The 13,862-nt window shown below is 68.2% G+C and carries 10 protein-coding genes; all 10 read right to left on the reverse strand.

The window, feature by feature from the left end; translation table 11 throughout:
- Nucleotides 1–171: 171 nt before the first annotated feature.
- Nucleotides 172–843, reverse strand: a complete 672-nt coding sequence (locus GA707_RS02250) for a spermidine synthase (protein ID WP_152176768.1) — start codon at nt 841–843, stop codon at nt 172–174.
- Nucleotides 828–1,442 (reverse strand): hypothetical protein, encoded by a 615-nt coding sequence (locus GA707_RS02255; protein WP_152176769.1) that lies wholly within the window; start codon nt 1,440–1,442, stop codon nt 828–830. The genes GA707_RS02250 and GA707_RS02255 overlap by 16 nt, the downstream gene beginning before the upstream one ends.
- Before the next feature lie 240 nt (nt 1,443–1,682).
- A complete protein-coding gene (locus tag GA707_RS02260) occupies nt 1,683–5,573 on the reverse strand; it encodes a DNA-directed RNA polymerase subunit beta' (protein ID WP_152176770.1) in 3,891 nt (1,296 codons plus the stop codon).
- A 67-nt stretch (nt 5,574–5,640) separates the two neighbouring features.
- Nucleotides 5,641–9,168, reverse strand: a complete 3,528-nt coding sequence (gene rpoB / locus GA707_RS02265) for a DNA-directed RNA polymerase subunit beta (RefSeq protein WP_370459973.1) — start codon at nt 9,166–9,168, stop codon at nt 5,641–5,643.
- A 407-nt stretch (nt 9,169–9,575) separates the two neighbouring features.
- Complete coding sequence (locus GA707_RS21060; RefSeq protein ID WP_226963471.1) at nt 9,576–10,190, reverse strand: cytochrome P450; 615 nt, start codon at nt 10,188–10,190, stop codon at nt 9,576–9,578.
- The gene (locus tag GA707_RS21065) at nt 10,187–10,648 is read right to left on the reverse strand and encodes a cytochrome P450 (protein WP_226963472.1); all 462 of its coding nucleotides are present in this window, start codon (nt 10,646–10,648) and stop codon (nt 10,187–10,189) included. The genes GA707_RS21060 and GA707_RS21065 overlap by 4 nt, the downstream gene beginning before the upstream one ends.
- Before the next feature lie 287 nt (nt 10,649–10,935).
- Nucleotides 10,936–11,328: a 50S ribosomal protein L7/L12 gene (gene rplL / locus GA707_RS02275; protein WP_152176773.1), complete on the reverse strand. Its 393-nt coding sequence runs from the start codon at nt 11,326–11,328 to the stop codon at nt 10,936–10,938.
- A gap of 81 nt (nt 11,329–11,409) precedes the next feature.
- Nucleotides 11,410–12,051, reverse strand: coding sequence for a 50S ribosomal protein L10 (gene rplJ / locus GA707_RS02280; RefSeq protein ID WP_152176774.1), 642 nt, complete (start codon nt 12,049–12,051; stop codon nt 11,410–11,412).
- A gap of 438 nt (nt 12,052–12,489) precedes the next feature.
- Nucleotides 12,490–13,206: a 50S ribosomal protein L1 gene (gene rplA / locus GA707_RS02285; RefSeq protein ID WP_152176775.1), complete on the reverse strand. Its 717-nt coding sequence runs from the start codon at nt 13,204–13,206 to the stop codon at nt 12,490–12,492.
- A 167-nt stretch (nt 13,207–13,373) separates the two neighbouring features.
- Nucleotides 13,374–13,805 carry a 50S ribosomal protein L11 gene (gene rplK, locus GA707_RS02290; RefSeq protein ID WP_152176776.1) on the reverse strand — a complete coding sequence of 144 codons (432 nt, stop codon included), beginning with the start codon at nt 13,803–13,805 and terminating at the stop codon, nt 13,374–13,376.
- Nucleotides 13,806–13,862 lie beyond the last annotated feature (57 nt).

Raw genomic sequence — 13,862 nt, forward strand, 5'->3', positions numbered from 1 at the left:
GCGCCCGGCAGAAGGTGGTCGGATGAGCGTGAGACTCACCCTTCGGCCGCGCGAACCCCGAGGGGGTCCGAGGCGTGCCGCAGCGCCTGGTCCTAGCCAGACACATCGATCAACTTTACTCGGGTATGCGGTGAGGGGCCAAATCCGTCCGCTGCGGCTTCCCGTCGGTCATCAAGGGGTCAGGACATAGATCGCGTAGTCGAATTCGCGGCCTTCGCGATGCACCCGCCGAACGATCTCCCTGGCCGTGCCACGGTCCGACCGCCTCAGCTCGGCGAGCAGGTCGGGGGCGCGATGGGAGGACCAGATGGCGAGGACCCCGCCCGGCGCGAGAGCGGCGGCCGCCGAGCGGAGGCCGGCCCTCGCATACAGGTCGGTGTTCTCCGGTCGGACGAGGAAGCCGGGACCGTTGTCGACGTCGAGCAGCACCACGTCCCAGCCCCCCGCCGTGGCGCCCAGGACGCTGCCCACATCGGCGACCTCGACGGTCAGCCGCTCGTCCGCGAGCCCGGGAGCCGGCAGCAGTCCTTCGCCGGCCCACAGGGCCAGGGGTGCGGCGATCTCGGCGACCCTGACATGCCGGACCCGCGGGTCGGCCAGCACGGCCGCCGCGGTGAAGCCCAGACCCAGCCCGCCGACGAGCACCCGCTCGGGACGAGGGTGCAGGGAGAGCGCGATGTCGGCGAGGTCGACCTCGGTGGAGACGTCCACGGTGTCCATGACGAAGACGCCGCCGACGATGAGCTCGGTCACCTCGCCGCGCCTGCGGAGCACCACCTCCCCGGCGACCGAGTCGGCACGCCCGACGGTCTCGACGACGTCCGTGCTCACAGCCCGGAGCACTGGCCCTCCTTGTCGCCGCCCACCGTGTTGCCCGAACCGGTCGGTGCAGGAGCGTTGGCCTCGCACTGCAGGTTGCCGTCGATCACGTTGTTGCGGAACTCCTGCGCCCCGGTGTTCGACGTGGACTGGAGGTCGCCGTCGATCGTCACGCCGGCGACGGTGGCGGACCCGCCGTTGTCGAGCTGGACGTTGCCCTCGACCTCACCCCCGGTCACCGAGACCAGCGCATGCCCGGTGCCCTGGATGTTGCCGTCGACGGTCGTCCCCTCCGTCACGAGCGTCGCACCGTCGCCCACGAGGATGTTGCCGTCGACGACCACCGCGCCGATGCACGTGGCGCCGTCCACGACGAGGTCACCCGCGACGTCGGCGCCGATGGTCTCGGCGCAGTCCGTCGCGCCGGTGTCGGTCGGCGCCGGAGTCTCCTCCGTGGACGGTGCCGTCCCCTCGGTCGTGGAAGCCGTTCCGTCGCTCGCGGGCGCGTTGGTCAGGGTCACCGGTGACGTCACTCCCTGGCCCGGGGTGACCTCGTCGCCGCTGCAGCCGCTCAGCACCAGGGCGGCGACAGCGGCGACGGACAGCGCGGTGCGGCGGACCATGAGCGGCTCCTTCGGCTGGATCCGGGTTCGGCACCCGGGTGCATCCCCCAACAGTGCGTCACAACGGGGCACCGACTCAAGCCGAACACGGCCAGGTGAGAAGGTTGTCATCCACCACGATGGCCGGGACACGCACGAGGGGCGGTATGCGCGGGAGTCTCCCGCGCATACCGCCCCTCGGTGCGGCTCAGGTCCTCAGAACCTGTCGACTCGGAACCGATCGAGTCAGAACCGATCGAGTCAGAACCGATCGAGTCCCAGCTCGGTGTCGTCGAGGCGAATCGCCTCGCCGGTGCCGGTGCCGAACATCCCGTAGTCGTACTGGTCGTACGTCGGCAGGGTGTACATCGCGGCCTTGGCCTCCTCGGTCGGCTCGACCGCGACGTTGCGATAGCGGGACAGGCCCGTACCGGCCGGGATGAGCTTGCCGAGGATGACGTTCTCCTTCAGGCCGAGGAGCGGGTCGGACCTGGCGCCCATCGCAGCCTCGGTGAGGACCCGGGTGGTCTCCTGGAAGGAGGCCGCCGACAGCCACGACTCGGTCGCGAGTGAGGCCTTGGTGATGCCCATGAGCTCGGGACGGCCGCTGGCCGGACGACCGCTCTCGGCGACGACCTTGCGGTTCTGCTCGAGGAAGCGACCACGCTCGGCGAGCTCGCCGGGCAGTAGGTCGGTGTCGCCCGACTCGATGATCGTGATCCGGCGCAGCATCTGGCGGACGATGACCTCGATGTGCTTGTCGTGGATCGACACACCCTGCTGGCGGTACACGTCCTGGACCTCGTCGACGAGGTGCTTCTGCACCTCACGCGGGCCGAGGATGCGCAGCACCTGCTTGGGGTCGATGGCACCCTGGGTCAGCTGGGTGCCGACCTCGACGTGCTCGCCGTCCTGGACCAGCAGACGCGCACGCTTGCTGACCGGGTAGGCGTGCTCGTCGGTGCCGTCGTCCGGGGTGAGCAGGATCCGGCGGGACTTGTCGGTCTCCTCGACGGTGACCCGCCCGGTCGCCTCGGCGATCGGCGAGACGCCCTTGGGCGTACGGGCCTCGAAGAGCTCGACGACACGCGGCAGACCCTGGGTGATGTCGTCACCGGCCACACCACCGGTGTGGAAGGTCCGCATCGTCAGCTGGGTGCCGGGCTCACCGATCGACTGGGCGGCGATGATGCCGACCGCCTCACCGATGTCGACGAGCTTGCCGGTCGCCAGCGAGCGGCCGTAGCACTTGGCGCACGTTCCGACCTTGCTCTCACAGGTGAGGACCGAGCGGACCTTGACCTCGTCGACGCCGGCGGCGAAGAGCGCGCCGATGACGACGTCACCGAGGTCGATGCCGGCCTCGGCCAGAGTCTCGCCCTCGTGGACCACGTCCTCGGAGAGGGTGCGTGCGTACACGCTCGTCTCGACGTCGTCGTGCAGGCTGCGGGTGCCGGTGCGCTCGTTGACCTGCGCGATCGGCATCGGCAGACCGCGGTCCGTGCCGCAGTCGTCCTCGCGGATGATGACGTCCTGCGACACGTCGACCAGACGACGCGTGAGGTAGCCGGAGTCGGCGGTCCGCAGCGCGGTGTCCGCCAGACCCTTTCGGGAGCCGTGCGTCGAGATGAAGAACTCCAGGACGGACAGACCCTCGCGGAAGTTGGACCGGATCGGCCGCGGGATGATGTCACCACGCGGGTTCGACACCAGACCACGCATACCGGCGATCTGGCGCAGCTGCATCCAGTTGCCTCGCGCGCCCGAGGACACCATCCGGTAGATGGTGTTCGTTCGCGGGATGTTGGCCTCCATCTCCTTGGCGACCTCGTTGGTCGCCTGGGTCCAGATCTCGATGAGCTCCTGACGGCGCTCGTCGTCGGTGATCAGACCGCGCTCGTACTGGGTCTGGACCTTCTCCGCCTTGTCCTCGTAGGCCTCGAGGATCTCGATCTTGCGAGGCGGCGTGACGACGTCCGAGATCGCGACCGTGGTACCCGAGCGGGTGGCCCAGTAGTAGCCGTGATCCTTGAGAGCGTCGAGCGACGCGGCCACCGCCACCTTGGTGTAGCGCTCGGCCAGGTCGTTGACGATCCCCGACAGACGCTTCTTGTCCGCCGCGTCGTTGACGTAGGGGTAGTCCGCCGGCAGCGTCGTGTTGAAGATCGCCCGACCGAGAGTCGTCTCCAGGAGGACGTTGTTGGCGAAGCCCTCGTCGTCGAGCTCAACCCCTTCGGGAAGCGCCGCGCTGGAGGCCGGGACCATCCGCTCGATCCGGATCCGGACCTTGGAGCCGATCTCGATCTCACGGGCGTCGAAGGCCATCTGCGCCTCGGCGATCGAGCCGAACGCGCGACCCTCGCCGCGGCCGTCCTCCACCTCGGAGGTGAGGTGGAACAGTCCGATGATCATGTCCTGGGTCGGCATGGTCACCGGACGGCCGTCGGCCGGCTTGAGGATGTTGTTGCTCGACAGCATCAGGATCCGGGCCTCTGCCTGGGCCTCCGCCGACAGCGGGACGTGGACCGCCATCTGGTCACCGTCGAAGTCGGCGTTGAACGCCGTGCACACGAGCGGGTGGATCTGGATGGCCTTGCCCTCGACCAGCTGCGGCTCGAAGGCCTGGATACCGAGTCGGTGCAGCGTGGGAGCGCGGTTCAGCAGGACCGGGTGCTCGGTGATGACCTCCTCGAGCACGTCCCAGACGACCGGGCGAGCCCGCTCCACCATGCGCTTGGCGCTCTTGATGTTCTGGGCGTGGTCGAGGTCGACGAGCCGCTTCATGACGAACGGCTTGAAGAGCTCGAGCGCCATCTGCTTGGGCAGGCCGCACTGGTGCAGCTTCAGCTGCGGGCCGACGACGATGACCGAACGGCCGGAGTAGTCGACGCGCTTGCCGAGGAGGTTCTGGCGGAAGCGTCCCTGCTTGCCCTTGAGCATGTCGGAGAGCGACTTCAGCGGGCGGTTGCCCGGCCCGGTGACCGGACGACCGCGGCGGCCGTTGTCGAACAGGTTGTCGACCGCCTCCTGCAGCATGCGCTTCTCGTTGTTGACGATGATCTCGGGCGCGCCGAGGTCGAGCAGCCGCTTGAGCCGGTTGTTGCGGTTGATCACCCGGCGGTAGAGGTCGTTCAGGTCGGAGGTCGCGAAACGGCCACCGTCGAGCTGGACCATGGGGCGCAGGTCCGGCGGGATGACCGGGACCGCGTCCAGGACCATGCCGGACGGGTTGTTGGTGGTCTGCTGGAAGGCGGTGACCACCTTGAGCCGCTTCAGGGCACGCGTCTTGCGCTGACCCTTGCCGGTCGCGATGACCTCGCGCAGCAGCTCGGCCTCGGCCTCGAGGTCGAAGGTCTCCAGACGCTTCTGGATCGCCGCCGCGCCCATGCCGCCCTCGAAGTACAGCCCGAAGCGGTCCCGCATCTCGCGGTAGAGCATCTCGTCGCCCTCGAGGTCCTGGACCTTGAGGTTCTTGAACCGGTCCCAGACCTGCGTCAGCCGCTCGACCTGGGCCTCCGCGCGCTTGCGGATCTGGTTCATCTCGCGCTCGGCGCTGTCGCGGACCTTGCGCTTGGCGTCGGACTTGGCGCCCTCGGCCTCGAGTGCGGCGATGTCGGACTCGAGCTTCTTGGCGCGCGCCTCGACGTCTGCGTCGCGACGGTTCTCGAGCTCCTTCTTCTCGACCTCGATCTGGGCCTCGAGCGAGGGCAGGTCGGCGTGCCGCTGCTCCTCGTCGACGCTCGTGATCATGTAGGCGGCGAAGTAGATGACCTTCTCGAGGTCCTTCGGCGCCAGGTCGAGCAGGTACCCGAGGCGACTCGGGACGCCCTTGAAGTACCAGATGTGGGTCACGGGGGCGGCCAGCTCGATGTGACCCATCCGCTCGCGACGCACTCCGGCGCGGGTCACCTCGACGCCGCAACGCTCACAGATGATGCCCTTGAAGCGGACCCGCTTGTACTTGCCGCAGTTGCACTCCCAGTCCCGGGTGGGACCGAAGATCTTCTCGCAGAAGAGACCGTCCTTCTCGGGCTTGAGCGTCCGGTAGTTGATGGTCTCGGGCTTCTTGACCTCGCCATGGCTCCAGGCGCGGATATCGTCCGCGGTCGCAAGGCCGATGCGCAGCTCGTCGAAGAAGTTGACGTCCAGCACTTGGTGCTTCCTTCTCTCGTCGTGAATCAGTCAGGTGGTCTCGGTGGTGAGTGAGGGAGGGCGGACCCTAGACCTCTTCGACGGAGCTCGGCTCGCGACGGGACAGGTCGATACCGAGCTCCTCCGCGGCACGGAAGACGTCCTCCTCGGCGTCACGCATCTCGATCGCTGAACCGTCGCTGGAAAGGACCTCGACGTTGAGACACAGGGACTGCATCTCCTTGATGAGGACCTTGAACGACTCGGGGATGCCGGGCTCGGGGATGTTGTCGCCCTTGACGATCGCCTCGTAGACCTTGACCCGGCCGGTGACGTCGTCGGACTTGATCGTCAACAGCTCCTGGAGGGCGTAGGCGGCTCCGTATGCCTCGAGCGCCCACACCTCCATCTCGCCGAAGCGCTGGCCACCGAACTGGGCCTTACCGCCGAGCGGCTGCTGGGTGATCATCGAGTACGGGCCCGTGCTGCGCGCGTGGATCTTGTCGTCCACGAGGTGGTGCAGCTTGAGGATGTACATGTAGCCGACCGAGATCGGGTCCGGGAACGGCTCGCCGGAGCGACCGTCGAACATCCGGGCCTTGCCCGAGCCGTCGATGAGCCGCTGGCCGTCACGGGTCCGGCTGGTCGACTCGAGGAGACCGACGATCTCCTCCTCGCGTGCACCGTCGAAGACGGGGGACGCGACACGGCTGCCGGGGGCCGCCTCGCGGGCGTCCTCGGGGATCAGGCTCGCCCAGTCCGGGTTGCCCTCGATCTTCCAGCCCTGCGCCGCGGCCCAGCCGAGGTGCAGCTCGAGGATCTGACCGATGTTCATCCGGCCCGGGACACCGAGCGGGTTGAGCACGACGTCGACCGGGGTGCCGTCCTCGAGGAACGGCATGTCCTCGACTGGAACGATCTTGGAGATGACGCCCTTGTTGCCGTGCCGGCCGGCGAGCTTGTCGCCGTCGGTGATCTTGCGCTTGTTGGCGACGTAGACACGCACCAGCTGGTTGACGCCGGGGGCGAGCTCGTCGCCCTCGTCCTTGTCGAACACCTTGACCCCGATGACGGTGCCGGTCTCGCCGTGGGGAACCTTCAGGGAGGTGTCGCGGACCTCGCGGGCCTTCTCACCGAAGATCGCGCGGAGCAGGCGCTCCTCGGGCGTCAGCTCGGTCTCACCCTTGGGCGTGACCTTGCCGACGAGCAGGTCACCGTCGCGGACCTCGGCGCCGATGCGGATGATGCCGCGCTCGTCGAGGTCGGCCAGGACCTCCTCGGAGACATTCGGGATGTCCCGGGTGATCTCCTCCGGACCCAGCTTGGTGTCGCGCGCGTCGACCTCGTGCTCCTCGATGTGGATCGACGAGAGCACGTCGTCCTGCACGAGCCGCTGAGAGAGGATGATCGCGTCCTCGAAGTTGTAGCCCTCCCAGGGCATGAACGCGACGAGCAGGTTGCGACCGAGGGCGATCTCGCCGCCGTCGGTGGCGGGCCCGTCGGCGATGAGCTGACCCTGCTCGACCCGGTCGCCCTCGGCGACCACGACGCGCTGGTTGTAGGAGTTGCCCTGGTTGGACCGGGTGAACTTGTTGATCCGGTAGGTCCGGGTCGTGCCGTCGTCGGCGGCGACGGTCACGAGGTCGGCGGAGACCTCGGTGACCACCCCGGCCTTCTCGGCCGTCACGACGTCACCGCTGTCCATCGCCACGCGGTACTCCATCCCGGTGCCGACGAGCGGCGCCTCGGAGCGCACGAGCGGAACGGCCTGACGCTGCATGTTCGAGCCCATGAGGGCGCGGTTGGCATCGTCGTGCTCGAGGAAGGGGATGAGCGCCGTGGCCGCGGACACCATCTGGCGCGCGGAGACGTCGATGTAGTCGACCTCCTCGCGCGGGATGTACTCGACCTCGCCGCCCTTGACTCGCACGAGCACCCGCTCGTGGGCGAAGCCGCGGCCGTCATCAGTGAGGGTGGCGTTGGCCTGGGCGATGACGTGCTCGTCCTCCTCGTCGGCGGACAGGTAGACGACCTCGTCGGAGATGACGCCCTGCTCGACCTTGCGGTACGGCGTCTCGATGAACCCGAACGGGTTGATCCGGCCGTAGGACGCGAGGGACCCGATGAGACCGATGTTCGGCCCCTCAGGGGTCTCGATCGGGCACATCCGGCCGTAGTGGGACGGGTGGACGTCACGGACCTCCATGCCGGCGCGGTCGCGGGAGAGACCACCGGGGCCGAGCGCGGAGAGGCGGCGCTTGTGCGTCAGTCCGGCCAGCGGGTTGTTCTGGTCCATGAACTGGGACAGCTGGCTGGTGCCGAAGAACTCCTTGATGGAGGCGACGACCGGGCGGATGTTGATGAGCGTCTGCGGCGTGATGGCCTCGACGTCCTGGGTGGTCATCCGCTCGCGGACGACCCGCTCCATCCGCGACAGGCCGGTGCGGACCTGGTTCTGGATCAGCTCGCCGACGTTGCGCAGCCGGCGGTTGCCGAAGTGGTCGATGTCGTCGACCTCGACGCGGATCTCGACGTCCTCACCGTCCCGGACACCAGGCATGGCGGTGTCGTTGTTGTGCAGCGCGCACAGGTAGCGGATCGTCGCGACGATGTCGTCGATCGAGAGGACCGACTCGCTGAGCGGCACGTCGAGACCGAGCTTCTTGTCGATCTTGTACCGGCCGACCTTGGCCAGGTCGTAGCGCTTGCCGTTGAAGTACAGGTTGTCCAGCAGGTTGCGCGCGGCCTCCGTCGTGGGCGGCTCGCCCGGGCGCAGCTTGCGGTACAGGTCGAGCAACGCGGCGTCCTGGTCGGCGAGGGTGTCCTTCTCGAGGGTGAGCTCGATGGACTCGTAGGTCGCACCCGAGGCGTCCACGAAGGTCGAGCGGATCTCGGACTCGCTGAGACCGAGAGCCTTCAGGAGGGTGGTCACCGGCTGCTTGCGCTTGCGGTCGACGCGGACGCCCACCATGTCGCGCTTGTCGATCTCGAACTCGAGCCATGCGCCACGGCTGGGGATGACCTTGGCCGTGTAGACGTCCTTGTCGGACGTCTTGTCGATGGCGCGCTCGAAGTACACGCCCGGGCTGCGGACGAGCTGGGAGACGACGACGCGCTCGGTGCCGTTGATGATGAATGTGCCGCGCTCGGTCATGAGCGGGAAGTCGCCCATGAAGACGGTCTGGCTCTTGATCTCACCAGTCGTCGTGTTCATGAACTCGGCGGTCACGAAGAGGGGGGCGGAGTATGTCTGGTCGCGCTCCTTGCACTCGTCGATCGAGTACTTGACCTCCTCGAAGCGGTGGTCGCGGAAGCTCAGCGACATGGATCCGGTGAAGTCCTCGATCGGCGAGATCTCGTCGAAGATCTCCTCGAGGCCGGACCGCTCGGGGATGTCGGAGCGCCCTTCGGCCGTCGCCGCGGCGACACGCTGCTGCCAGCGCTCGTTGCCGAGGAGCCAGTCGAAGCTCTCGGTCTGGAGGGCGAGGAGGTCAGGGACCTCGAGTGGTTCGCGGATCTTCGCGAAGGAGAGCCGGCCGGAGGCCGTGCGGGCGGACGTCACGATGTTGGACGTACCGGTGGACTTACCAGTGGACGCGGTGCGCGAGGCAGCCAAGATTGGTCCTTCCTCAAGGCCGAAGAACGTCGTTGAGAGTCGTTGCGAGAACGAATGGAGTTCTGCTCCGCCCCTCACCCCTGCAGCACGCAGCGGCGCTCACAGCAGCGGATGTTCGCGCGCAGAAACGACCTGCGATGACGACATGCACTGAGGAGCTCACAACGGCGGGAGAAGGGCATGGGCGGCGCAAGGGTCCACCCTACCGCAGGAAGGCATGGGAATCAACCGGTGTCAAGCCTCCGGCTCGATCCGGTCGCCTCCGGCTCGCGACCCGCAAGGCCGCAGTGTTCTCCGGAGTCCCTCACCGAACGGGGCCGGCTCGGGCTGAAGCGTCGCCATGAGAATGACCAATCCGCGGCTATCCGTCAAGTAGGTGACACCGCGACACCGGGCGCCGGCCAGTCTCAGAGTGGGCGCGAAAGCCTCGCGGCGGACGGCTGGGTCACCGGCGAGACGACGATCTCGTGGAACCCACGCAGGACGAAGGTCGATCGCCGAAGGGCCCGCCGTAGCTCAAGGCGGGGCCAGGCCCTGAACAGTTCCAGGCTCGCGATCTGGAGCTCGAGGCGGGCCAGCGGAGCACCGAGACAGAAATGGATCCCGAGACCGAATGCCATGTGGTTGTTCGGATCTCGCGTGGGAATGAAGGTGTCGGGGTCGTCGAAGACCGCAGGGTCCCGATTGGCGGCGCCGAGCAGGGCCGCTATTCGCTGCCCCGGCTCCAGGCGCACCCCCTCGACCTCGACGGCGGCCGTAACGGTCCGCTCGAAGAGGTGCAGAGGGCTGTCGTGGCGGAGCATCTCCTCGACCACCGGGGCGGGATCGAGGGTGGACAGGTCGCGCTCACCCACCGGACCGGTCAGGATCGAGTGCAGACCGTTGCCGAAGCCGTTGACGCTCGCCTCGTGACCCGCGTTGAGCAGCAGCACGGCCGTGGCGACGAGCTCGTGCTCCGAGAGCCGGTCCGAGCCGGTCCGAGCCGTCCCGAGCCTGGACGAGGTGGGTGAGCAGGTCGTCACCGGGGTGGCGCGCCCGGTGGGCGGCGACCTCCTCGACGAGGTCGGCGAACCCGGCGCAGGCCTGCTGCGCCTCGAGCTCCTGCTCGCGTGTGCGGTCGACCCACCAGCTCCTCGATCCGCGGCGCGAGCCGGGCGACGTGCCCGCGACCGAACGCGCCGGCCACGAGGCGCCGCAGTCGGGTGTGCTTGGGCGGTTCGCAGTCGAGGATCGAGTCGGCGTGCAGCCAGTTGAAGGTCTCCCACTCCTCGACCGGCTCGCGCGGGGCGTAGACCCGACCGAGCCGCCGGTCGCGCAGGACGGCGCTGCACGCAGCGTGCGAGGTAGCGACGTACGTGCCCAGCCCGCTGTGCCATGCGACGGGGGCGCGGGACCGGGCCTCGGCGAGCGCCGCACACGGACTGCGGACGAAATCCGGGTCACCGAGGTCGAACAGCTCGGCCGCGTCGAAGGGCTCCATGTCCGCATTGTTCTGCACGAGGAGGTATGCGCGGGTCGCCGACCGTCAGGCCCTGACATGGCCTCCTCCACTCGTGCGGCAACCCGCTGCCGGTGGGCCCTCCGTCGACCGACGAGCGGGTGCCGCGGTGTCGTTCGCCGTTTCGGTCCTGTGTGGGGGAAGTGGCGCGCGCCGGAGCCGCCCGGGAGCCGCCCGGACAGACGACGGCGGGGTGGATCCGGATGGATCCACCCCGCTGGGCGTGCTCGCGTTCGCGAGCGTGAGTCAGTCCCCGTGAGGGGACGAGATCACTTGAGCTCGACGGTGGCGCCGGCGCCCTCGAGGGCCTCCTTGGCCTTGTCGGCAGCGGCCTTGTCGACCTTCTCGAGAACGGGCTTGGGAGCACCGTCGACGAGGTCCTTGGCCTCCTTCAGGCCGAGGGAGGTCAGCGCGCGGACCTCCTTGATGACCTGGATCTTCTTGTCGCCGGCAGCGGTGAGGACGACGTCGAACTCGTCCTTCTCCTCCTCCGCGGCGCCGGCGTCGCCGCCGCCCGCGGGGGCGCCCGCGGCCGCGACGGCGACCGGAGCGGCAGCGGTGACGTTGAAGGTCTCCTCGAACTGCTTGACGAACTCGGAGAGCTCGATGAGGGTCATCTCCTTGAAGGCCTCGAGGAGCTCGTCGGTGGACAGCTTCGCCATGATCGGCGTCCTTTCTTTCGTGTGCCGTGAGTGGCTGTTCGTTGTGATCGGGTGATCGGGTCCCGCTGGAGCGGGATCAGGTCACTCGGTGTCGCCACCCTCGGCGACGTCTGCGGTCTCCGCTGCGGGGGTGTCTGCAGTGGGAGCTGCCTCGGCCGTGGCCTCGGCGGGTGCCTCCTCGGCACCGGCGGTCTGGACGGGGCCCTCGGCCTCGACCTTCGCGCGCAGCGCATCGACCACGCGAGCCGTCTGGGACAGCGGCGCGGCGAAGAGGTAGACGGCCTTGCTCAGCGACGCGTTCATGGCGCCGGCCAGCTTGGCCAGAAGGACCTCGCGGGACTCGAGGTCCGCAAGCTTGGTGACCTCCTCGGGAGAAAGGGCCTTGCCGTCGACGACGGCGCCCTTGATCACGAGGAGAGGATTCGCCTTGGAGAAGTCACGCAGGCCCTTGGCCGCCTCGACCGGGTCACCATCGACGAAGGCGATGGCGCTCGGGCCGACGAGCTGACCGTCGAAGGCGGTCACTCCCGCCTCCTTGGCCGCGAGCTGGGTCAGCGTGTTCTTGACCACGGCGAAGGTGGCGTTGCCACGGAGGGCGCCGCGCAGCTCGGAGAGCTGCTTGACGGTGAGCCCACGGTATTCCGTGAGAACGGCCGCGTTCGAGCTCGAGAACTTCTCCTTGAGCTCGGCGATGGCAGTAGCCTTGTCGGTCTTACGTGCCACGTGGCCTCCCTTCTTCTGTGCATCGACCGTGGTCGTGCATCCACTGCTGGAGGTCCCACACGAGAAGAGCCCCGGCGCAGGGCACGGGGCTCGCGACGCGTGAACACGTCGAACTGTCGTGGCCTGCGCTGGTCGCCCTCTGCTGAGAGGCCTTCGAGCCGTGAACGGCTAACCGGCGGTCTTCGGTCGTCGGTCAGGATACGGGCTCGGAGTGGCGGCGGCCAAATCGCGGTGGGACGGACCTGGTCAACCGGGCCGTCCGCCGCCGACCGGGCCGTTGCCGGGCGTTTGGGCCGCTACAGCGCACCGAACACGGTGCACCGCGCCGGTCGAGGCAATGCGCACCGGGTCCCGGCGAGTGCTCAGGTGCCACCCGAGACGGCGACGGCGCCACCCGAGATGCTCGGATCGCGCCGTCGACGTGCTACGTGGCCTGGATCAGGCGTCCGCGGTCTCCTCCAGGAGGTTGCGGGTGCGCGAGGCGTCCAGCGGGATGCCGGGACCCATGGTCGTCGACATGGTCGCCTTGGTGATGTAGCGGCCCTTCGACGAGGACGGCTTGAGCCGGAGGATCTCCTCGAGGGCCACGGCGTAGTTCTCCACGAGGGCCTTCTCGTCGAAGGATGCCTTGCCGATGATGAAGTGGAGGTTCGCGTGCTTGTCGACGCGGAACTCGATCTTGCCGCCCTTGATGTCGGACACCGCCTTGGCCGTGTCCATCGTGACGGTGCCGGTCTTCGGGTTCGGCATCAGGCCACGCGGGCCGAGTACCTTGCCGAGGCGTCCGACCTTGCCCATGAGGTCGGGCGTGGCGACCACGGCGTCGAAGTCGAGCCAGCCGCCGGCGACCTTCTCGAGCAGGTCGTCGCTGCCGACGTAGTCCGCTCCGGCCTCACGCGCCGCCTCGGCCTTGTCGCCGTTGGCGAAGACGAGGACGCGGGCGGTCTTGCCCGTGCCGTGCGGCAGGTTGACCGTGCCGCGCACCATCTGGTCGGCCTTGCGCGGGTCGACGCCGAGGCGCATCGCGACCTCGACCGTCTCGTCGTACTTGGCCTTCGCGGCCTTCTTGGCCAGGCGCACCGCGTCGAGCGGGGCGTAGGCGTGCGTGGCGTCGATCTGCTCGGCGGCCGCGCGGTAGTTCTTGCTGCGCTTCATGTCGATCTCCTCGTACTTGAAAGGGATTGTGGTGCGGGCCAAGCGCCGGCCCTCCCACGTGCTCCTGTGTTGCCAGGGAGCGCTGTTCTCTATGGTCGCTCATCCTCGGACTCCGCTGCGACCGGGTGCCGCGTTCCTCGGCCCCCAACCTCCGCATACGTCCTTCGTCAGAGCTCCGTGTCAATACCCATCGAGCGAGCCGTGCCGGCAATGATGCGCGCCGCCATCTCCTCGTCGTTGGCGTTGAGGTCCTCCATCTTCATCCGGGCGATCTCGAGGACCTGGTCCCGGCTCAGCTTGGCGACCTTCGTCTTGTGCGGCTCACCGGAGCCCTTGGCGACACCGGCGGCCTTCTTGATGAGCTCGGCGGCCGGCGGGGTCTTCGTGATGAAGGTGAACGAGCGGTCCTCGTAGACCGTGATCTCGACCGGGATGACGTTGCCGCGCTGGCTCTCCGTCGCAGCGTTGTACGCCTTGACGAACTCCATGATGTTGACGCCGTGCTGACCGAGGGCGGGGCCGACGGGGGGCGCCGGCGTGGCGGCACCGGCCTGGATCTGCAGCTTGATGAAGCCTGCGACCTTCTTCTTGGGGGGCATTGTGCTGGTGTTCCTTTTCTGGTTGTGGGCCGACGCCGAGGGGCGATGACCCGGTTG

This window comes from Nostocoides sp. F2B08 (genome assembly GCF_009184895.1).
Lineage (GTDB): Bacteria > Actinomycetota > Actinomycetes > Actinomycetales > Dermatophilaceae > F2B08.

Bases quoted from the DNA above. Each gene is read 5' to 3' on its own strand.
- rplA (WP_152176775.1), bottom strand. From the start codon at position 13,206: ATGAAGCGCAGCAAGAACTACCGCGCGGCCGCCGAGCAGATCGACGCC.
- rplK (WP_152176776.1), bottom strand. From the start codon at position 13,805: ATGCCCCCCAAGAAGAAGGTCGCAGGCTTCATCAAGCTGCAGATCCAG.
- rplL (WP_152176773.1), bottom strand. From the start codon at position 11,328: ATGGCGAAGCTGTCCACCGACGAGCTCCTCGAGGCCTTCAAGGAGATG.
- GA707_RS21065 (WP_226963472.1), bottom strand. From the start codon at position 10,648: ATGGAGCCCTTCGACGCGGCCGAGCTGTTCGACCTCGGTGACCCGGAT.
- GA707_RS02255 (WP_152176769.1), bottom strand. From the start codon at position 1,442: ATGGTCCGCCGCACCGCGCTGTCCGTCGCCGCTGTCGCCGCCCTGGTG.